This window comes from Methylocaldum sp. MU1018 (assembly GCF_053646775.1).
On record NZ_CM132195.1, the window covers coordinates 3,775,780 to 3,794,912 of the forward strand.

A 19,133-nucleotide genomic window follows, 5' to 3' on the forward strand; every position below is an offset into this window, starting at 1 on the left:
GCCGCGACGAAATATCTCCTCGGGCGATACTCAGATTCGGATAGAGATCGATGGGACCGTAACGGCTTGCTGAGTGCCGTTGCTCTGACGCAAGGCTACTGCAATTTCTTCTTGAGCAAATCGTTCAGCTGCTGCGGATTAGCCTTGCCCTGGGTCGCCTTCATGGCTTGGCCGACGAAAAATCCGAACAGCTTGTCCTTGCCGGCCCTGTACTGCGCCAGTTGCTCCGGATTGGCGGCGATGATTTCGTCGATGATTTTCTCGATCGCGCCGCTATCGGTGATTTGTTTCAATCCCTGTTTTTCGATGATGACGTCGGCGGTCTCGCCCGATTCCCAAAGCGCCTCGAAAACCTGCTTGGCCAGTTTTCCGGAAATGGTTTCATCGGCGATGCGCCTGATGAGGCCGGCGAGCCGCGACGCCTCGACCGGGCTCCTCTCGATCTCCAAACCGGCCTTGTTGAGCGCGCCCGACAAATCGCCCATGACCCAGTTGGCGCACAATTTGGGATCGCTGCTCGCCGACTCCCCGACCACGGCTTCGTAGTAATCGGCAAGCTCCCGCGTGGCCGTCAGCACAGTCGCGTCGTAATCGTTCAAACCGTACTGGGACTTGAAACGGTCGCGTTTTTCGTCCGGCAGTTCGGGCAGGCTCTTGCGCACGTCCTCGATGAAATCGCTCGATATTTCCAAAGGCAAGAGGTCGGGATCCGGGAAATAGCGGTAGTCGTTCGCCTCTTCCTTGCTGCGCATGGAACGGGTCTCGTCCTTGTTGGCATCGTACAGACGGGTTTCCTGCACGACTTCCCCGCCGCTTTCGAGGACTTCGATCTGCCGCTCGATCTCGTAGTTGATCGCGCGCTCGACGAAGCGGAACGAGTTCAAATTCTTGATTTCGGCGCGGGTGCCGAACTTCTCCCGACCTTTCGGACGAACCGACACGTTGGCGTCGCAGCGGAACGATCCTTCCTGCATGTTGCCGTCGCAAATTTCCAGATATCGCACCAGGGCGTGCAGCTTCTTCATGTAAGCCACCGCCTCCTTGGCCGAACGAAGGTCCGGCTCGGATACGATCTCCAGCAGCGGCGTGCCGGCCCGGTTCAAATCGATTCCGGTAAACCCGTGAAAATCTTCGTGCAAGGACTTGCCGGCATCTTCTTCGAGATGGGCGCGGGTGATTCCGACGGTTTTCTCGACGCCGTCCACCGAGATGCTCAGATGTCCCGCACTGACGACCGGGAGATCGTATTGGCTGATCTGATAGCCTTTCGGCAAATCGGGATAGAAATAATTCTTGCGCGCGAACACCGAAAAAGGAGCCACGCGGGCGCCGATGGCGAGGCCGAATTTGACCGCCATGCGCACCGCCTCGCCGTTCAGCACGGGCAATACGCCGGGCAAGCCCAAATCCACCGCGCAGGCCTGGGTATTGGGCTCGGCGCCATAAGCCGTGGCCGCCCCCGAAAAAATCTTGGATTTAGTAGCGAGCTGGGCGTGAATTTCCAGCCCGATGACCGTTTCCCATTCCATACAAACCTCTTATGCGAAATCTTTCGGAACCCGGCGGTGCCAGTCGGTGACACACTGATACCGGTGCGCCACATTAAGCAAACGCTCCTCGGAAAAATAATTGCCGATGATCTGCATGCCGACCGGCAGATTCTTGGAAAAACCGACGGGGATCGACATACCGGGAAGACCGGCCAGATTCACGGCGATCGTATAGATATCCGACAGATACATGGCAACGGGGTCGGCGGTTTTCTCCCCGAAGCGAAACGCGACCGAGGGCGCAGTGGGTCCCATGATCACGTCGACCGCCTCGAAGGCCCGCCTGAAATCGTCGCTGATCAAGCGCCGGATCTTTTGCGCCTTGAGATAGTAGGCATCGTAATAGCCGGCGGATAGCGCATAAGTGCCGATGAGAATGCGCCGCTTCACTTCCGCACCGAAACCTTCGCCGCGAGAACGCATGTACAGATCGTGCAGGTCCTTCGGCTCCTTGCAGCGATAGCCGAAACGGACGCCGTCGTAGCGGGCCAGGTTGGACGAGCACTCGGCGGGCGCCACGACATAATAAACCGGCACCGACAGCTTCATGTTGGGCAGCGAAATCTCTTTTACGGTCGCGCCCAATTTCCGATAGGCCTCGACGGCATCGTCGATCAGGCGCGCGATGTCCGCATCCAGGCCCTCGTCGAAGAACTCTTTGGGCAAGCCGATCCTGAGCCCGTCCAGACTGTCGTTGAGAGACGCGGAATAATCCGGCACCGGCCTATCGAGGCTGGTGGAGTCCTTGTCGTCGAAGCCGGCCATGACTTGGAGCATGAGCGCGCAGTCTTCGGCCGTTCTGGCCATGGGGCCGCCCTGGTCGAGACTGGACGCGAAAGCGATCATTCCCCAGCGGGACACCAGGCCGTAGGTAGGCTTCAAGCCGGTGATGCCGCAAAAAGACGCGGGCTGACGAATCGATCCGCCGGTATCGGTTCCGGTGGCTCCCGGCGTCAGCCGTGCCGCCACCGACGCCGCCGAACCGCCGGACGAGCCTCCCGGAACGGTCTCGGTGTCCCACGGATTCTTGACCGATCCGTAATAGCTCGTTTCGTTGGAAGAACCCATCGCGAACTCGTCCATGTTGAGCTTGCCCAGCATGACGGTTCCCGCCTGCTTGAAGCGTTCCACGACCGTCGCATCGTAGGGCGAAACGAAATTGTCGAGCATCTTCGAGCCGCAACTCGTCTTCACGCCCTGGGTGCAGAAAATATCCTTCTGGGCGACGGGAACGCCGGTCAAGCCGCCGGCCGATCCCCGGGCGATCAAGGCATCGGCCGCCCTCGCCTGTTCCAGCGCCTGCTCTTCGGTAACGGTGATAAAGCAATTGAGTTGCGGATCGTACTGCCGGATGCGGGCCAGAAAAGCCCGCGTCAATTCAATGCTGCTGAATTCTTTTTTCTTGAGCCCGTCGGCTAATTCGGCGATGGTTTTGTCGTGCATGAGATGATTCCGAAATCCAGAAGACGCGTGAAACGGGCGACGGCCCCCGGCCTCGCCCGCTCCTACCGATCATTCAATAACCTTGGGCACCAGATACAGTCCGGCCTCCACCCAGGGCGCATGAGCCTGGAACAATTCCCGCTGATCGGCCTCGCTCACCGCGTCCGGCCGCAAGCGCTGGGCCTGATCCAGGGGGTGGGCCATCGGAGCGACTCCCGAAGTGTCCACGGCGCTCATTTCCTCGACAAAATCCAATATGCCGGTAAGATCTCGAGCATATGCGGCCGCTTTTTCCGCATCGATGGCAAGCCGAGCGAGCCAGGCGATCTTGTAAACTTGGTCAATATTTAAGGACATGATTGCATCCAATGTTTCTTTCGGTCATATAATACCCAATATATCGCTTTTGTCGCTTTGGCCGACCCGTTGTAAAATTATGGCATTTACAAGGACTTCATGCCTATGTTCTTCAGACACCTCCGAGGATTCTTCTCTAACGACCTGTCCATCGACCTTGGCACCGCAAACACCTTGATCTACATCCGTGGCCAAGGCATCGTGGTGAACGAACCATCGGTGGTGGCTATCCGCGAGGATCGTACCCGAGGACAAAAATCCATCGCGGCCGTCGGTTCGGCCGCAAAATCGATGCTGGGGCGGACGCCCGGCAACATCACCGCTATCCGTCCTCTCAAGGACGGGGTGATCGCCGACTTTACCGTCACCGAGAAAATGCTCCAGTACTTCATCCACAAAGTACACAAGAACAAGCTTTTCCGGCCGAGCCCCAGGGTTTTGATCTGCGTGCCGTGCGGCTCCACCCAAGTAGAGCGGCGCGCCATCAAGGAATCAGCGGCCGGGGCCGGGGCGCGGGAAGTCTATCTCATCGAAGAACCCATGGCGGCGGCCATCGGCGCCGGATTGCCCGTGCACGAGGCGCGCGGCTCGATGGTCCTGGACGTTGGCGGCGGAACGTCCGAAGTGGCGGTGATCTCGCTGAACGGCATCGTCTACTCCGCATCGGTGCGCATCGGCGGCGACCGCATGGATGAGGCCATCATGAATTATGTACGCCGCAATTATGGAACACTGATCGGAGAAGCCACTGCCGAACGGATCAAGTATGAAATCGGAACCGCGTATCCGGGAAGCGAAATCAAGGAAATCGAGGTCAAGGGCCGCAATCTCGCGGAAGGCGTGCCTCGCAGCTTCGTCCTGAACAGCAACGAAATCCTCGAAGCGCTTCAGGAGCCGTTGCAGGGCATCATCGGCGCCGTGAAGGTGGCGCTGGAGCAAACTCCGCCCGAACTCGGCGCCGACGTTGCGGACCGGGGCATCGTTTTGACCGGCGGGGGCGCATTGCTCAAAGACATGGACCGTCTGATCGCCGAAGAAACCGGACTTCCCGTATTCATCGCCGAAGATCCGATGACCTGCGTCGCCCGCGGCGGTGGACGAGTATTGGAACTGCTGGACGAAATTGGCGCGGCTGCATTCTCACTGGAATGAAGCCGACAGGCAGTCGGCTTGCGTCATTTTGAGAGGATTAGGACATCAAACGGCTGTTCTCGCGAGGCTATTCACTCAATATCCGACTGCTGCTGTGCGCGGCGGCCGCTCTGGTGCTGCTTGCCGCCGAGCAACACGACGCCTTCCAAGTCGTGCGAGCGCCTTTCGCTTCAGCAGTTTATCCTTTGCAGCAAATGGTTAGCTCGCCCATACGCTTCGGGCAACACGTCATAGAATCCGTATCCACATACGCCGGCCTGGTTGCGGAAAACCAGAAACTCAGGGAAGAGCAGCTTCTACTCAAGACGAAACTGCTCAAATTTGCCGCCTTGGAGCAAGAAAACATCCGGCTGCGCGGACTTTTGGACACCTCTTTCAAAGTCGGCGAGCACGTCTCGATTGCCGAATTGCTGTCCGTCAATCTGGTTCCCTACGAACATATCGTCCTCGTCAACAAGGGGACTCGGTTCGGCGTTCATGCCGGGCAACCCGTGTTCGATGCGAATGGCGTGGTGGGACAGGTGCTGCGGGTCTCGCCCTATAGCGCCGAAGTGATGCTGATTACCGACCCGAACCACGCCATCCCGGTGCAGGTCAATCGGAACGGTCTTCGCACCATAGCGCTGGGCACCGGGCAAACCGACCGCCTGGCGTTGCCTTATCTCTCCAGCAACGCCGATATTCAGGTCGGCGATCTCCTCGTGACTTCCGGACTCGGCGGCGTCTTTCCCCATGGCTATCCGGTGGCCACCGTGACCGCCGTCGCACCGCAAAAAACGGCTTTTGCGAAAATATCCGCTGCGCCGGTAGCCCAACTGGACCGTAATCGGGAATTGCTGCTGGTATGGAGCGACTCTCAATCCACCCCACGCCCGCCTGCCGGTCAAACTTATAATTCGGACGCTCCGCGCACTAATGGCGACCGTTAAATCGTCCTCGGCCGGACTGTTGGTGGTGCCGCTGAGCCTGGTATTCGCCATGGCTTTGCGAATCCTTCCCTTGCCCCACGAACTGCTCAATTTCAATCCTGACTGGACCGCCTTGTTTTTGATTTACTGGACCATGGCGATACCGGAGCGCGCGGGCGTAGGCACGGCCTGGATCACCGGGCTTTTCGTCGACGCCTTGACCGGCCGCATGCTGGGCCAGCACGCGCTGGCTTATTCGGTCATCGCCTATGTCGGCCTTCGGCTGTATCGTCGTCTGCGCCTTTACCCGCTGCCTCAGCAATCCCTTTGGATACTCATGCTTCTGCTGACAAGCCAGCTCATAGTCCTCTGGACGCAGAACATCAAAAACATGAATACCTTAAACTGGGCCTATTGGCTGCCATCCTTTACCGGCGCGCTGTTTTGGCCGGCGGTACTGATAGCGCTACGGCGGATCAGACGCCACTTCAGCATCTTCTAACTTCCGGCCATGCGGTAAACGATCGCCATGAGCCGCCCCTTCGAATTCAAAAACAAGTTTTACGAGAACCGCTTGTTTCTCAACCGCATCGCCGCCAGCGTATTGTTCATGCTGGCGGCCACTGCGGGACTCATAATTCGCCTGGTTTATCTTCAGGTGATGGGGCACGAGCATTACACGACCTTATCCCGAGACAACCAGGTCAAGATATCTCCCTTGGCGCCTTCCCGCGGCCTGATCTTCGACCGCAACGGCGAGGTCCTGGCGGACAATACGGCTACCTACAGCCTGGAAGTCATTCCGGAACAGGTTGCGGATCTGAATGCCACCTTGGCCGAACTCAAAAAACTGCTGAATCTGAGCGACGAAGATGTCAACCGCTTCAAGACACAGAAAAGCCAGCGCAAAAGCTTCGAGAGCGTGCCGTTACGCCTGGAGTTGACGGAGGAAGAAATCGCCCGCTTCGCCGTCAAAATGCCCTATTTTCCCGGCGTCGAAATCCGGACCCGGTTCATGCGCAGCTATCCTTACGGCTATTTGACCGCACATGTGGTGGGCTACGTAGCGCGCATCAACGAGGCCGAACTTCGATCGCTGGACCCCGCCCAATATCGCGGGACTTACCATATCGGGAAGAGCGGCGTCGAAAAAGCCTACGAATCCGTATTGCACGGCAAAACCGGGTACGAGGAATACGAAACCAATGTCCAGGGCCGCGCCATTCAGATACTGAGCACCACCGATCCCGTGGCCGGAGCCGATCTTTACCTTTCTCTCGATATTCGATTGCAAAAAACCGCCTTCGATGCCCTGGGAGAATTCAACGGCTCGGTCGTAGCCCTGGATCCCTCTACGGGCAAAGTATTGGCGTTGGTCAGCAAGCCGGGGTTCGATCCCAACCCGTTTATTCACGGCATCCGCAAAGAAGAATACGATGTTCTTCAGAACGCGCCGGAACGCCCGCTGTACGACCGAGCCTTGCGGGGCGTGTACCCGCCCGGCTCCACGGTCAAGCCGTTCATGGGCCTGGCCGGCTTGAAACTCATGGATTCGGCTCCGGGGCGGCGAGTTTTCTGCCCCGGCTATTACCGCTTGCCAAACGCAGAACACAAATACCGGGACTGGCGCAAGCAAGGGCACGGATCCGTGGATCTCAAATCGGCCATCATTCAATCGTGCGATGTTTTTTTCTATGATCTCGCGCACCATCTCGGCATCGATCAGATGCAAGAGTTCATGCAGCAATTCGGTTTCGGCAAGCGTACCGGGATCGATCTGCAAGGTGAAAAATCGGGCTTGTTCCCCTCGCGGGAATGGAAGAAAAAAAAGCGTAAACAGGTTTGGTATCCCGGCGAGACGCTCATTGCGGGCATCGGGCAGGGCTATGTTCAAGTGACGCCGATTCAGCTGGCGCGGGCCACGGCGATACTCGCCAATCGCGGACGAAACGTGGAACCGCGCGTAGTGGACACCATGAAGGCCGCATACGAAGTCCAGAATCCCTACCCCAGAAACGGGGATGAAACGGTCGCCGATCTCAAGCCCGAAGATTGGCGAACGGTCATCGACGCCATGGTCGATGTCGTCCACAGCCAGCGCGGAACGGCCAAAGGAATAGCGCCCGGCCTTTCCTATACGGTCGCCGGCAAAACCGGAACCGCCCAGGTGTTCACCGTACGGCAGGACCAAGAATACAAAAACCTGAAGATCAGCAAAACGATGCGCGACCATGCCTGGTTCATAGCCTTCGCACCGGCGGACAATCCCCGCATCGCCGTCGCCGTCCTCGCGGAAAACGGCGGACACGGCGGCTCCGTCGCCGCCCCTATCGCTCGCGCCGTGATGGATCAGTATCTGCTGGAAAATCCATGAACATCGATCCCATACTCGCTCAACTTCGGATCACCCCGCCGCAGCGCACGTCACCGCTGCAAAAACTCCATATCGACTTGCCGCTGCTGGCCGGACTGGGGGGGCTATGCGCGCTCGCCTTCATCATCCTTTACAGCTCCGGCGGGCAAGATCTGAACGTGCTCCTGCGCCAGGCGGCGCGCCTGGGACTAGCCATGACCATAATGATCGCCATCGCTCAAATTCACCCGCGCCACCTCAAGTTTTATAGTCCGGCCCTGTACTTGCTCGGAATACTGCTTCTGGCGGCCGTTCTAGCGATCGGCAAAATCAGCATGGGCGCCCAACGCTGGCTGGACCTCGGGGTTATACGCTTCCAGCCTTCCGAATTGACCAAGCTGTCCACCCCCATGATGATGGCCTGGTATTTGTCCGGGCACACGCCGCCCCGCCTGAAGCACCTACTCATTGCCGGTCCGCTGCTGCTGATCCCCACGCTGCTGATCGCCAAGCAACCGGACCTCGGCACCGCCGTATTGGTCGCCAGCGCGGGCTCGGCGGTGGTGTTTCTGGCCGGAATCCCGTGGCGTTATATGCTCGGCCTCGGCGTTGTGGGCGGAAGCTTGCTGCCGGTAGCCTGGCACTTCATGCGCGATTATCAGCGCGACCGGGTCTTGACTTTCCTGAACCCGGAAGGAGACCCCTTGGGACGCGGCTACCACATTATCCAATCCAAGATCGCCATCGGCTCCGGCGGCATTTACGGCAAGGGATGGCTGCACGGCACTCAGGCCCATCTGGAATTTCTGCCGGAACGCTCCACCGATTTCATTTTTGCGGTACTCGCCGAAGAATTCGGGCTGGTTGGCTGCCTGGGCCTGTTGGGACTCTATCTTTTCGTGCTCGGGCGTTGTTTTTACATCGTGGTCCAGGCTCAGGACAATTACAGCCGGCTTCTGGCCGGGGCTTTGACGCTGACTTTTTTCGTATACGTGTTCGTCAACATCGGCATGGTCATCGGCATTCTTCCCGTGGTGGGAGTGCCACTGCCCTTGATCAGCTATGGCGGCACGTCCATGGTGACCCTGCTGACCGGCTTCGGTATGCTTATGTCCGTCCAGACCCATCGCAAACTCCTGCCGAACGGATGATCATGAGATTCCTGCCCCTCGTTCTGTTTGCCGTTTCTCTTTGCAGCTTTCCCTTACCCGGAAAGGCCGCGGAAAATCTGACGGAGCGCCCGGACGTGCAAACGTTCATCCGGGACATGAGCCGCAAACATCGCTTCAACGTCCCTGACCTCAACAACGTCTTCCGGGGCGTCGCGATCCAGGACAAAATTCTCGAAGCCATGGCCAAGCCGTACGAAGCCAAGCCCTGGCACGCCTACCGCAAGCTATTTCTCACCGAAACGCGGATTCGGAACGGAGTCGACTTCTGGAGTAAAAACATCGACGCTCTGGCCGCGACCGCTCGAGAATACGGCGTCCCCGCCGAAATCATCGTCGCCATCATCGGGATCGAAACGGCATATGGCCAATCTCCCGGCAAGTACCGCGTCATCGACGCGCTCTCCACCCTGGCCTTCGCCTATCCGAGGCGGGCCGACTTTTTCCGGCGCGAACTGGAGGAGTTTCTGGTGTTATGCCGGGAAGAGAGCATGGACCCCACCCGTCCGACGGGCTCCTATGCGGGCGCCATGGGCATGCCGCAGTTCATGCCGAGCAGCTATCGAAAATATGCGGCCGATGGAGACGGCGACCAGCGGCGCGATATTTGGAACAATCCGGCCGACGCCATTGCCAGCGTCGCGCGTTATTTCGCCGTCCACGGATGGCAGTCGGGCGAGCCGGTAGCCTTCCCCGCCACGGTGCGGGGCGCCGCGCACGAGCGGCTGGCAAGCACCAGCCTCAAACCGACCCGCACCCTGCGGGAATGGCTGTCGCTCGGCGTGAACGCCGACGCATCCCTACCGAACAACGCCAAAGCCGCATTGGTGAAACTCGATGACGAAACCGGTCCCGCCTACTGGCTGGGACTCAACAACTTTTACGTCATCACCCGCTACAACCATAGTCCGCTGTACGCGATGGCCGCCCACGAGCTGAGCCGCCAGTTGATCGCTCGCCGTAGCGCCAATGGCTCTTCCTGAGCCGGGCTCGCTCCCGCCGCCGCTCGCGGTGCCCCGGCACGCCCTGCCCGCATGTTACAATGCGACGCCGTTTTTCAACCCGACCGAAAGCAGAAAGCCGTGAAAACAAAATTATCCAGCTTGCTTTTTCTTTTTGTCTTACTCGGATTTTATCGTCTCGGCCTGGCCGATCAGGTCTTGATACCGGCGCCGCCCGAAGTCGGAGCGAAGGCGTACATCATGGAGGATTTCAACAGCGGACGCGTGCTCGCCGGGAGCAACGCGGATGAACGCCTCGAACCCGCCAGTCTGACCAAAATCATGACCGCCTACGTGGTGTTCCGGGAATTGGCCGCGGGCCATCTGAAGCTGGACGACATGGTCACGGTGAGCGAAAAAGCCTGGCGTACCGAGGGTTCGCGCATGTTCGCCCAGGTCGGCGCCCAGATTCCGGTCGAAATGCTGCTCAAGGGTATGATCGTTCAGTCCGGAAACGATGCCAGCGTGGCCCTGGCCGAGCATGTCGCCGGCGATGAGGCCGTGTTCGCCCAGATGATGAATCAGAACGCCGAACGGCTGGGCATGAAAAACACCCATTACAAGAACAGCATGGGCTTGCCGGACCCCGAGCATTACACGACGGCGCGCGATCTGGTCACTCTCACCCGCGCCATGATCGAGGAGTTCCCCGAGTACTACAAATGGCACGCCATCAAGGAACTCGAATTCAACGGCATCAAGCAGCACAACCGCAACCGCCTGCTGTGGCGCGATCCGACCGTGGACGGCGTGAAAACGGGGCATACCCAAGGCGCCGGATTCTGCCTGGTGGCATCGTCGGTACGCGACGGCATGAGGTTGATTTCCGTGGTTTTGGGCACCAAGAGCGATAACGACCGGGCCAATGCCAATCAGGCGCTGCTCAATTACGGCTACCGTTTCTTCGAAACCCGGCAAATCTACAAAGCCAACGAAAAATTGTCCGAAACGCGCGTGTGGAAAGGCGAGGACACCGAATTGGGTTTAGGCATCAATCGCGATTTCTATGTCACGTTCCCGCGCGGCCAGTACCAAAATCTGAAAGCCGGCATAGAGATCAATCCCACGGTAACCGCCCCGGTCAAACAAGGCGACAAGCTCGGCACGGTGAAAGTCACGTTCAACGACCAAACCGTCGGCCAACAAGATCTGGTGGCACTGAAGACCGTGAACCAGGGCGGATTTTTCCGTCGAACGATCGACCAAGCCCAATTGTTCTTCAAATAATCCGAGGAAACGGCTTAGATGGCACAACATGACGGCCTCGTTTATTTGAACGGGGACTACTTACCGTTGAACGAGGCCAAGGTATCCGTCCTGGATCGCGGCTTTCTGTTCGGCGACGGCGTTTATGAAGTCGTTCCCGTCTATGGCGGACGGCCGTTCCGGCTGGATGAACACCTGCGCCGGCTGGATAGCAGCCTGCGCGGCATCCGCATGACGAACCCGCTGTCCGACGACCGGTGGGCGGAAATTTTCGACCGGCTCATCACCGGCGAGCACGACCAATACATTTATCTACAGGTCACGCGCGGAGCCGCACCCAAACGGGATCATGCCATTCCCGCGGACGTCCGACCCACGGTATTCGTCATGTGCTCGGCCATCACGCCCATCCCGGTCGACGGGGTGCGCGCCGTCACCCTGGACGATATCCGCTGGCAGTGGTGCCACATCAAAGCCATCACGCTGCTCGCCAACGTGTTGCTGAGACAAGAGGCGGTGGACCGGGGCGCCGCCGAAGCCATTTTGGTCCGCGACGGCTGGATCACCGAAGGCGCTGCGAGCAATGTTTTTGCGGTGATCGACGGCGTCTTGACTACCCCGCCCAAGGGCAGCGATCTGTTACCGGGAATTACCCGCGATCTGGTTCTGGAACTGGCTCGTGAAAACGGGGTACCCGCGGTCGAACGCCGCATCCAGCTGGATGATCTGAAGCGTGCCCCGGAAATCTGGCTGACCAGCTCGACGCGGGAGATTCTCCCGGTCATCGAACTCGACGGCGTGGCGGTCGGCAGGGGCGAACCCGGACCGCTTTGGCCGCAAATGCAAGCCGTTTATCAAGCCTACAAACACAGGTTGCGCATGACATGACGACCGAAACGCTACTCCAGTTTCCCTGCGACTTCCCGATCAAGGCGTTCGGTCACAGCCGGCCGGAGTTCGACGGCCTGGTCGCCGGCATCGTGCGCCGCCACGCTCCGGACTTGGCTGAAGACGCGGTGACCGTTCGCCCCAGCCAAGGGGGCAAATTCACGGCGGTCACGGTGACCATACGGGCCGAGAGCAAGGCGCAGCTCGACGCCATTTATCAGGATCTCACCCGCTGCAGCGATATCATCATGGCGCTGTGAACGTCCGAGAATCCGCTCCGAATGATAGCGTACATTCAAGAGGAACCCGCCTTATGAGATAACCGATCCGGTCGATTCCACGCATCCCGCATCATTCTTCCGAACCCGCCGAGCAGCACCGACCGAGCGTTTCATGGCCGAACCGACTCTCCCCCCACCTGAAGAAACACTCAAGCACCATCTGGAAGAGGTCATCACGCTCCTCAACAAGCAGAAGCTCGAGGAGACCATTCTCCAGCAGCGCCCGATGCCGCGCCACGAACTCGTGGAAACCCTGCTGCACAAGCGCTATCAGGCAGCGCTGAAACACAAGCTCGATCAACTCCATGCGGCGGATATCGCCTATATCCTGGAAGCGCTGCCTCTGGAACAGCGGCTCATCGTCTGGAATTTGGTCAAATCCGAGCTCGACGGGCAGATCTTGCTCGACGTGTCCGATGCGGTCCGCGAAACGCTCATTTCGGACATGGACACCGAAGAATTGCTGTCGGCCACGGGACAGCTCGAAACGGACGAAATCGCCGATCTCGCGCCGGATTTGCCGGAAGAAGTCTTGCAGGAACTTCTGGAAAATCTCAACGATCAGAATCGAAAGCGTCTGCAATCGGTGCTGTCGTACGAGGAAGATACCGTGGCCGCTCTAATGGACTTCGGCATGGTCACGATACGGGAGGACATCAGCCTGGGCGTGGTGCTGCGCTACCTCAGGCGCCGCGGCGACCTGCCCGAGCACACCGACAAGCTGTTCGTCGTCGACGAGCGCAACGTGCTGAAGGGCGTGCTGCCGCTGAAACGGTTGCTCACCACCAACCCGGACAAGCCGGTCGCAGAGATCATGGGCAAGGACGTGGTTTCCTTCCGTCTCGACGACGATGCCGAGGAAGCGGCACGGGCGTTCGAACGCTACGATCTTCTGTCCGCTCCGGTAGTGGACCGCGAAGGCAGGCTGCAAGGCCGTATCGGCGTGGACGCCATCGTCGATTACATTCGCCGGAAATCCGATGAAGACATGCTGTCTCAAGCCGGCTTGCTGGAAGAAGAAGACATTTTCTCCGGCGTCTGGAAAAGCGCCCGAAACCGCTGGCTCTGGCTGGCGATCAACCTGGTAACGGCGTTCATCAGCACCCGGGTGATCGGCATTTTCGAGGACACTATCGTCAAGGTCGTCGCACTGGCCTCGCTCATGCCCATCGTCGCCGGCATCGGCGGCAACACCGGCAATCAGACCAGCATGATGATCGTCCGCTCCATCGCGCTCGGCTTGATCAATTCCTCGAACGTGAAACAGCTGATCGTCAAGGAGCTGGCCATCGGCTTTCTCAACGGGACCGTGTGGGGCTCGGTGCTGGGATTGATCGCCTATTTGCTTTATCGAGATATCGATCTGGGACTGGTCATGATGGGCGCCACCTTGCTCAATCTGCTGGTGGCGGCGATCATGGGCATCGCCGTTCCCCTGGTGCGCGACAGGCTGGGGCTCGATCCCGCGGTCGGCACCAGCGTGCTGCTGACCGCCATGACCGACGGCATGGGTTTTTTCATCTTTCTCGGATTAGCCACCCTCGTTCTTCTATGACGGCCGCGGCCATGAGCGATACCGCAAAAACCCTGTGCCTGCGCGATCTGGGCCTTACCGGATACGAAACCACCTGGCGCGCCATGCAACGGTTCACCGAACAGCGGGACGAACGCACGCCCGACGAGCTGTGGCTGCTGGAGCATCATCCGGTCTATACCCTGGGACTGAACGGCGATCTCCGGCACATGATTCGGGCGACGGAGATTCCCGTGGTCAAAACCGATCGCGGCGGGCAAATCACCCATCACGGCCCTGGCCAATTGATTGCTTATGTATTGGTCGATCTGCGGCGGAAAAATCTGGGCGTCAGACGACTGGTCAGCGCCTTGGAAAACGCGGCGATCGGCCTGCTCAGGCAATACGGAATCACCGCCCAGGCGCGACAGGATGCGCCCGGCGTCTACGTGGACGGGCGCAAAATCGCCTCGCTCGGTCTTCGCGTGCGCAAAGGGTGCAGTTATCATGGGCTCAGCCTTAACGTGAATCCGGATTTGTCGCCGTTTTCGGCCATCAATCCGTGCGGCTACGCAGGGCTTGAAGTCACCAGCCTCGCCGCGCTCGGCGTCGCCGTCCAGCCCCACGAGGCGGCGGCGCCGTTGACCGTCGAACTCATGCAAACCTTGAACTACGAACGAGTGATCCCTGCCCGTGACCGATAAAAACGCCTACCAGGCGCCCTCCAGGCTGAGCCCCGACACCCATCAGCGCAAGGCCGACAAGCTGAAGCGCATCCCGATCAAAGTGGTTCCGACCGAGTCTCCTTTGCGCAAGCCCGCCTGGATACGCGTCAAGGCGGCGAGCGGCGAGAGTATCGACCGGATCAAGCGAATCCTGCGCGAACAAAATCTCCATACGGTCTGCGAAGAGGCCGCTTGCCCGAATCTGTCCGAATGCTTCGGCCACGGCACGGCCACGTTCATGATCCTGGGCGACATCTGCACCCGCCGCTGCCCGTTCTGCGACGTCGCCCACGGCCGCCCTTCGGAGCCCGACCCGAACGAGCCGGAACATCTCGCCCAGGTCGTTCGGCAGCTAGAACTCCGCTACGTCGTCATCACCTCGGTGGACCGGGACGATCTCCGCGACGGCGGCGCCGGCCATTTCGCCGCCTGCATCCAGGCCGTCCGCCGCCAGAACGAAGACATCAAGATCGAAATCCTGGTGCCGGACTTCCGCGGCCGCACCGATGCCGCGCTCGAACAACTGGCGCGAACGCCACCCGACGTGTTCAACCACAATCTCGAAACCGTGCCGCGCCTCTACCGGCAAGCACGGCCCGGCGCGGATTACCGCACGTCCCTCGATTTGCTGGCCCGCTTCAAGCAACTTCACCCTGACGTTCCGACCAAGTCGGGATTGATGCTGGGCCTCGGCGAAACCCTCGAAGAAGTGAAAGACGTCATGGCAGATTTGCGCGAACACGGTTGCGACATGCTGACCATCGGCCAATATCTGCAACCGAGCCGCGACCATTTGCCGGTGATCCGCTACGCGACGCCCGAGGAATTCGAACACCTCGCCGAGATCGGCCGGAACCTCGGCTTCTCCGCGGTCGCCAGCGCGCCGATGGTGCGCTCGTCCTATCACGCCGATCTGCAAGCGTCCACGCTGCTGCACGATCGCTAGCCGCAGCCGCATCTTGAATATCGAGCGACTCAAGCATCTCCTGCCGGAGACCCCGGCGTTCGTCTATGACGAAGCGCGGATCGTGCACGCGCTCGACTTGCTGGATCGAGTGCGCCGCGCCTGCGGGTTGCGCGTCTTGTACTCGGTCAAGGCCTTTCCGTTCGCCGAGGCGCTGCGCCTGATTCTGTCCCGGGCCGACGGTTTTTCGGTCAGCTCGCTGTTCGAAGCCCGCCTGGCTTCCGAAATCGTCGAAACGGGCGGCCATCGTCCGCGCCGGAAGGGCTCGCTGCACATCACGACTCCGGGCCTCAGAGCAAACGAAATCGAAGAAATCGCCGCACGCTGCGACTTCATCAGCTTCAATTCTCTGGAACAACTCGAACGGCTCGGACCGCGCGCGGCGGGACGTGCGAGTACCGGTCTTCGCATCAATCCCCAACTTTCGTTCCTCGGCGACGGCCGCTACGATCCTTGCCGGCCGCACTCGAAACTGGGCGTTCCCGCCGAAACATTGGCCCGAGCTCTGGAGCGGGATCCGTCCCTGCAAGGCCGCATCGCCGGACTCCATTTCCATACGGCGTTCGAATCGCGCTCCTTCGCGCCGTTGCAAGCGAACCTCGACCGGATCGAAAGCCTGCTCGGCGGGCTGATGGCCAGGCTCGAATGGATCAATCTGGGCGGCGGCTATCTCTTCGAAAACGCCGATGACCTGGAAGGATTATCCGGCTTGGCCGGCGTATTGAAACGGCGGCACGACATCGAGGTTTATTTCGAACCGGGCAAGGCCATCGTCGGGCGCGCGGGCTATCTCGTCGCGAGCGTCGTCGACCGATTCGAGCGGGACGGCAAAACCGTCGCCGTCCTGGATACCGGCGTAAACCATCTCCCGGAGGTTTTCGAATATCAGAAAGTCCCGCCGCTTGCGGAACACCGCTCCGAGGGGGCGTTCGAATGCCTGCTCGCCGGCAGCACCTGCCTGGCCGGGGACATCTTCGGCGAATATCGCTTCCTGGAACCGTTGAGCATCGGCGACCGGCTGGTATTTCCAGGAATCGGAGCTTACAGCCTGATCAAGGCGAACCGCTTCAACGGCTACGATTTGCCCGCGATTTTCGTATCTGATCGGCAAGGCCGCATCAAACCGATGAAGCATTTCGGCTACGAGGATTACCGGAAGCAATGGACCGCCTCCGAATCCGACCTTGCCGCCGAGTACCGCCGCGATTAAATTTAAAGAAAGCGAAGATGCGGCGCTTTCCAAAAGGGCCTCGACCGCCGCCTCCATCGCGAGCATCGAAAATTCCGTCAAACACCCGGAGCCAACGCATGGGGTCGGCTATTCATCGAGCCTTCCGCAAACCCGTCATGTCGCAACTGCTCGCGCTTGCCGCCGTCTCGGCCTTGCTCGCCGGGTGCGCCGGAACGCGCGAAATCAAGCGTACGGTCCATCATCAGGATTCGAATGCGGCGGTGGTGCGTTACGCCCTGAGCTTGCAAGGGGCGCCTTATCGCTACGGCGCGGAATCGCCGCGGAACGGATTCGATTGCAGCGGTTTCGTGAAGCACGTGTACGAAAGATACGGCGTCCGGCTGCCGCGGACCGCCCATCAAATGGCTAGCGCGACTCCCCCTGTCAACAGCCGGAACAGACAGCCCGGCGACCTGGTCTTTTTCAATACGACCGGACAACCGTTCTCTCACGTCGGAATTTACATCGGTAACGATACGTTCGTGCATTCCAGCAGCGTCAAGGGCAAAGTGATCGTCTCCAGCCTTGGACGGCCTTACTGGCTGGAACGCTTTTTGGGCGTCCGAAGACCGAATCTCCCGGACGGCTTTGTTAGCCGCCGCTAAGGCCGAAGATCATGAACTTCATCATCACTAAGGTAGAAAAGCCATGAAAGCCATCTTGATGACGCAACCGGGATTGCCGGATCTGCTTGAGCTGCGGAATATCGATGAACCCGCCATTACCGAGCCCGATCAAATCAAAGTCCGACTCAGGGCGGCCGGCGTCAACCCGGTCGACACCAAGATACGGCGAAGCGGCCTTTTCTACGAAAACGCTCTCCCGGCCGTGCTCGGTTGCGACGGTGCCGGGGAAGTGGTCGAAATCGGCGGCTCGGTGAGCCGATTCAACATCGGCGACCGGGTCTGGTTCTGCAACGGCGGACTGGGCGGCGACCAGGGCAATTATGCCGAATACACCGTGTTGGACGAACGCTGGGCCGCTGCCATGCCGCAATCGCTCGATTTCGAGCACGCCGCCGCGGCTCCCCTGGTCTTGATTACCGCCTGGGGTGCCCTTTACGACCGCGGACGGCTGCAGGCCGGCCAGACCGTGCTGATTCATGCCGCGGCGGGCGGGGTCGGCCATGTGGCGGTCCAATTGGCCAAGCTTCGCGATGCGCGGGTGCTCGCCACCGTCGGCTCGGCGGAAAAAGCCGAACTCGCCAGAAAATGGGGCGCGGATGCGACGATCGACTACCGGCGGGAAGATTTCGCGCAGCGCGTAAACGAATTGACCGACGGAGAAGGCGCGGACCTGGTGATCGACACCGTCGGCCCCGACGTGTTCAAGCACAGCATCGGCTGCACCGCCCATTTCGGCGATCTGGTCACACTGCTGGACCCGGGCGAAATCTCTTTGCAGGAGGCGCGGATGCGCAATCTACGCATCGGCTTCGAACTGATGCTGACCCCGATGCTGCGCAATCTGCACGAGGCACGCGACCATCATGTGGAAATTCTGCAGCAATGCGGCGAATGGATCGATCGAGGCGTCCTGGACATTCACGTCAGCCAGATTTTGCCGCTGGAGAAAGCCGCCGCCGCCCATGCCCTGATCGAAACCGGACACGCTACGGGGAAAATCGTCTTGAAGATATCGTAGATGCCGCGGGGCGGGTTAGGCGCCAGCCGTAACCCGCCGAACAGAAACGCTAGTCCAGCTTTCTGACACCGCTCTCGCTGCCGAGAAGAACGATGTCCGCGCCACGCAGCGCAAAAAGGCCGACGGTCACGACACCGGGAATGTTGTTGATCTCCTGCTCCATCTCTACCGGATTCAGGATGTTCAGATTGTGCACGTCGAGAATCTGATTGCCGTTGTCGGTGATATAGTTCTCGCGCCATTGCGGCTGGCCGCCCAGCTTCACGAGCTCGCGCGCCACATAGCTCCGCGCCATCGGGATGACTTCCACGGGCAGCGGAAACTTGCCGAGGACGTCCACGTATTTGGTCTCGTCGACGATGCAGACGAACTTGCGGCTGGCCGCCGCGATGATTTTTTCGCGCGTCAACGCCCCGCCGCCGCCCTTGAGCATCTGTTTGTGAGCATTGACCTCGTCGGCACCGTCCACGTAAACGTCCAGCGATCCCACGGCATTCAGATCCAAAACCGGGATGCCCAGCTTCTTGAGTTTGGCGGTGCTCATCTCGGAACTCGATACCGCGCCCTCGATGCCCTGTTTGAGATCGGCCAGCAAATCGATGAAATGGTTGACCGTCGATCCGGTGCCGATGCCCAGCACCGAAACGCCTTTCACGTAATCGAGAGCGGCTTCCGCCACTTTCTTTTTAAGCTCGTCTTGCGTCATTTTCGTCGCTCCATCATGTGGCTACTCGAAATTTGCGGGATA

At 59.7% G+C, this 19,133-nt stretch carries 19 protein-coding genes; 15 read left to right on the plus strand and 4 right to left on the minus strand.

The features are described 5' to 3' along the window. Window positions 1-95: 95 nt before the first annotated feature. From gatB to gatC, 3 genes are all read right to left on the minus strand, one after another. Window positions 96-1,529, minus strand: coding sequence for an Asp-tRNA(Asn)/Glu-tRNA(Gln) amidotransferase subunit GatB (gene gatB, locus ACWJKU_RS17300; RefSeq protein ID WP_454144291.1), 1,434 nt, complete (start codon window positions 1,527-1,529; stop codon window positions 96-98). Window positions 1,530-1,538: 9 nt separating this feature from the next. Then, on the minus strand, window positions 1,539-2,993 hold the full coding sequence (gene gatA / locus ACWJKU_RS17305) for an Asp-tRNA(Asn)/Glu-tRNA(Gln) amidotransferase subunit GatA (protein WP_454144293.1): 1,455 nt from the start codon (window positions 2,991-2,993) through the stop codon (window positions 1,539-1,541). 69 nt (window positions 2,994-3,062) lie between these two features. Next, a complete protein-coding gene (gene gatC / locus ACWJKU_RS17310; protein WP_454144295.1) occupies window positions 3,063-3,350 on the minus strand; it encodes an Asp-tRNA(Asn)/Glu-tRNA(Gln) amidotransferase subunit GatC in 288 nt (95 codons plus the stop codon). 105 nt (window positions 3,351-3,455) lie between these two features. Between gatC and ACWJKU_RS17315 the strand changes: the two genes are divergently transcribed. The 15 genes from ACWJKU_RS17315 (at window position 3,456) to ACWJKU_RS17385 (ending at window position 18,385) form a co-directional block, all read left to right on the plus strand. Beyond that, window positions 3,456-4,502, plus strand: coding sequence for a rod shape-determining protein (locus ACWJKU_RS17315; RefSeq protein ID WP_454144297.1), 1,047 nt, complete (start codon window positions 3,456-3,458; stop codon window positions 4,500-4,502). 53 nt (window positions 4,503-4,555) lie between these two features. Then, a complete protein-coding gene (mreC, locus tag ACWJKU_RS17320) occupies window positions 4,556-5,431 on the plus strand; it encodes a rod shape-determining protein MreC (RefSeq protein WP_454148181.1) in 876 nt (291 codons plus the stop codon). Next, entirely contained in the window at window positions 5,418-5,912 is a 495-nt protein-coding gene (gene mreD, locus ACWJKU_RS17325) for a rod shape-determining protein MreD (RefSeq protein ID WP_454144299.1), read from the plus strand. Before mreC ends, mreD begins: the two co-directional genes overlap by 14 nt. Window positions 5,913-5,939: 27 nt before the next feature. Beyond that, window positions 5,940-7,784, plus strand: coding sequence for a penicillin-binding protein 2 (gene mrdA, locus ACWJKU_RS17330; protein ID WP_454144301.1), 1,845 nt, complete (start codon window positions 5,940-5,942; stop codon window positions 7,782-7,784). Next, window positions 7,781-8,914, plus strand: coding sequence for a rod shape-determining protein RodA (rodA, locus tag ACWJKU_RS17335; RefSeq protein WP_454144303.1), 1,134 nt, complete (start codon window positions 7,781-7,783; stop codon window positions 8,912-8,914). Before mrdA ends, rodA begins: the two co-directional genes overlap by 4 nt. Before the next feature lie 2 nt (window positions 8,915-8,916). After that, window positions 8,917-9,915 (plus strand): lytic murein transglycosylase B, encoded by a 999-nt coding sequence (gene mltB / locus ACWJKU_RS17340; protein WP_454144305.1) that lies wholly within the window; start codon window positions 8,917-8,919, stop codon window positions 9,913-9,915. Window positions 9,916-10,014: 99 nt separating this feature from the next. After that, a complete protein-coding gene (locus ACWJKU_RS17345) occupies window positions 10,015-11,160 on the plus strand; it encodes a D-alanyl-D-alanine carboxypeptidase family protein (RefSeq protein WP_454144307.1) in 1,146 nt (381 codons plus the stop codon). A gap of 18 nt (window positions 11,161-11,178) precedes the next feature. Then, window positions 11,179-12,027, plus strand: a complete 849-nt coding sequence (locus ACWJKU_RS17350) for a D-amino acid aminotransferase (RefSeq protein ID WP_454144309.1) — start codon at window positions 11,179-11,181, stop codon at window positions 12,025-12,027. Then, window positions 12,024-12,287, plus strand: coding sequence for a YbeD family protein (locus ACWJKU_RS17355; protein WP_454144311.1), 264 nt, complete (start codon window positions 12,024-12,026; stop codon window positions 12,285-12,287). The genes ACWJKU_RS17350 and ACWJKU_RS17355 overlap by 4 nt, the downstream gene beginning before the upstream one ends. 133 nt (window positions 12,288-12,420) lie before the next feature. Next, on the plus strand, window positions 12,421-13,863 hold the full coding sequence (gene mgtE / locus ACWJKU_RS17360) for a magnesium transporter (protein ID WP_454144313.1): 1,443 nt from the start codon (window positions 12,421-12,423) through the stop codon (window positions 13,861-13,863). 11 nt (window positions 13,864-13,874) lie between these two features. Continuing rightward, window positions 13,875-14,525 carry a lipoyl(octanoyl) transferase LipB gene (lipB, locus tag ACWJKU_RS17365; protein WP_454144314.1) on the plus strand — a complete coding sequence of 217 codons (651 nt, stop codon included), beginning with the start codon at window positions 13,875-13,877 and terminating at the stop codon, window positions 14,523-14,525. Next, the gene (gene lipA, locus ACWJKU_RS17370) at window positions 14,509-15,492 is read left to right on the plus strand and encodes a lipoyl synthase (protein ID WP_454148182.1); all 984 of its coding nucleotides are present in this window, start codon (window positions 14,509-14,511) and stop codon (window positions 15,490-15,492) included. Before lipB ends, lipA begins: the two co-directional genes overlap by 17 nt. Window positions 15,493-15,505: 13 nt before the next feature. Further along, entirely contained in the window at window positions 15,506-16,720 is a 1,215-nt protein-coding gene (locus ACWJKU_RS17375; protein ID WP_454144316.1) for a carboxynorspermidine decarboxylase, read from the plus strand. A 98-nt stretch (window positions 16,721-16,818) separates the two neighbouring features. Further along, window positions 16,819-17,346 (plus strand): C40 family peptidase, encoded by a 528-nt coding sequence (locus tag ACWJKU_RS17380; protein WP_454144318.1) that lies wholly within the window; start codon window positions 16,819-16,821, stop codon window positions 17,344-17,346. Between the two features lie 43 nt (window positions 17,347-17,389). Next, entirely contained in the window at window positions 17,390-18,385 is a 996-nt protein-coding gene (locus tag ACWJKU_RS17385; protein ID WP_454144320.1) for a zinc-dependent alcohol dehydrogenase family protein, read from the plus strand. 49 nt (window positions 18,386-18,434) lie between these two features. On the opposite strand, the gene rpiA is transcribed toward ACWJKU_RS17385, so the two are convergent. Beyond that, the gene (gene rpiA / locus ACWJKU_RS17390; protein WP_454144322.1) at window positions 18,435-19,091 is read right to left on the minus strand and encodes a ribose-5-phosphate isomerase RpiA; all 657 of its coding nucleotides are present in this window, start codon (window positions 19,089-19,091) and stop codon (window positions 18,435-18,437) included. Between the last annotated feature and the right edge of the window lie 42 nt (window positions 19,092-19,133).

Excerpts from the sequence above, each read along its gene's own strand:
- rpiA (WP_454144322.1), bottom strand. The coding sequence starts at position 19,091 with ATGACGCAAGACGAGCTTAAAAAGAAAGTGGCGGAAGCCGCTCTCGAT.
- ACWJKU_RS17385 (WP_454144320.1), top strand. The coding sequence starts at position 17,390 with ATGAAAGCCATCTTGATGACGCAACCGGGATTGCCGGATCTGCTTGAG.
- ACWJKU_RS17355 (WP_454144311.1), top strand. The coding sequence starts at position 12,024 with ATGACGACCGAAACGCTACTCCAGTTTCCCTGCGACTTCCCGATCAAG.
- mgtE (WP_454144313.1), top strand. The coding sequence starts at position 12,421 with ATGGCCGAACCGACTCTCCCCCCACCTGAAGAAACACTCAAGCACCAT.
- ACWJKU_RS17380 (WP_454144318.1), top strand. The coding sequence starts at position 16,819 with ATGGGGTCGGCTATTCATCGAGCCTTCCGCAAACCCGTCATGTCGCAA.
- rodA (WP_454144303.1), top strand. The coding sequence starts at position 7,781 with ATGAACATCGATCCCATACTCGCTCAACTTCGGATCACCCCGCCGCAG.
- mrdA (WP_454144301.1), top strand. The coding sequence starts at position 5,940 with ATGAGCCGCCCCTTCGAATTCAAAAACAAGTTTTACGAGAACCGCTTG.
- gatA (WP_454144293.1), bottom strand. The coding sequence starts at position 2,993 with ATGCACGACAAAACCATCGCCGAATTAGCCGACGGGCTCAAGAAAAAA.
- lipB (WP_454144314.1), top strand. The coding sequence starts at position 13,875 with ATGAGCGATACCGCAAAAACCCTGTGCCTGCGCGATCTGGGCCTTACC.
- gatC (WP_454144295.1), bottom strand. The coding sequence starts at position 3,350 with ATGTCCTTAAATATTGACCAAGTTTACAAGATCGCCTGGCTCGCTCGG.
- gatB (WP_454144291.1), bottom strand. The coding sequence starts at position 1,529 with ATGGAATGGGAAACGGTCATCGGGCTGGAAATTCACGCCCAGCTCGCT.
- mreD (WP_454144299.1), top strand. The coding sequence starts at position 5,418 with ATGGCGACCGTTAAATCGTCCTCGGCCGGACTGTTGGTGGTGCCGCTG.
- ACWJKU_RS17315 (WP_454144297.1), top strand. The coding sequence starts at position 3,456 with ATGTTCTTCAGACACCTCCGAGGATTCTTCTCTAACGACCTGTCCATC.
- mltB (WP_454144305.1), top strand. The coding sequence starts at position 8,917 with ATGAGATTCCTGCCCCTCGTTCTGTTTGCCGTTTCTCTTTGCAGCTTT.
- ACWJKU_RS17350 (WP_454144309.1), top strand. The coding sequence starts at position 11,179 with ATGGCACAACATGACGGCCTCGTTTATTTGAACGGGGACTACTTACCG.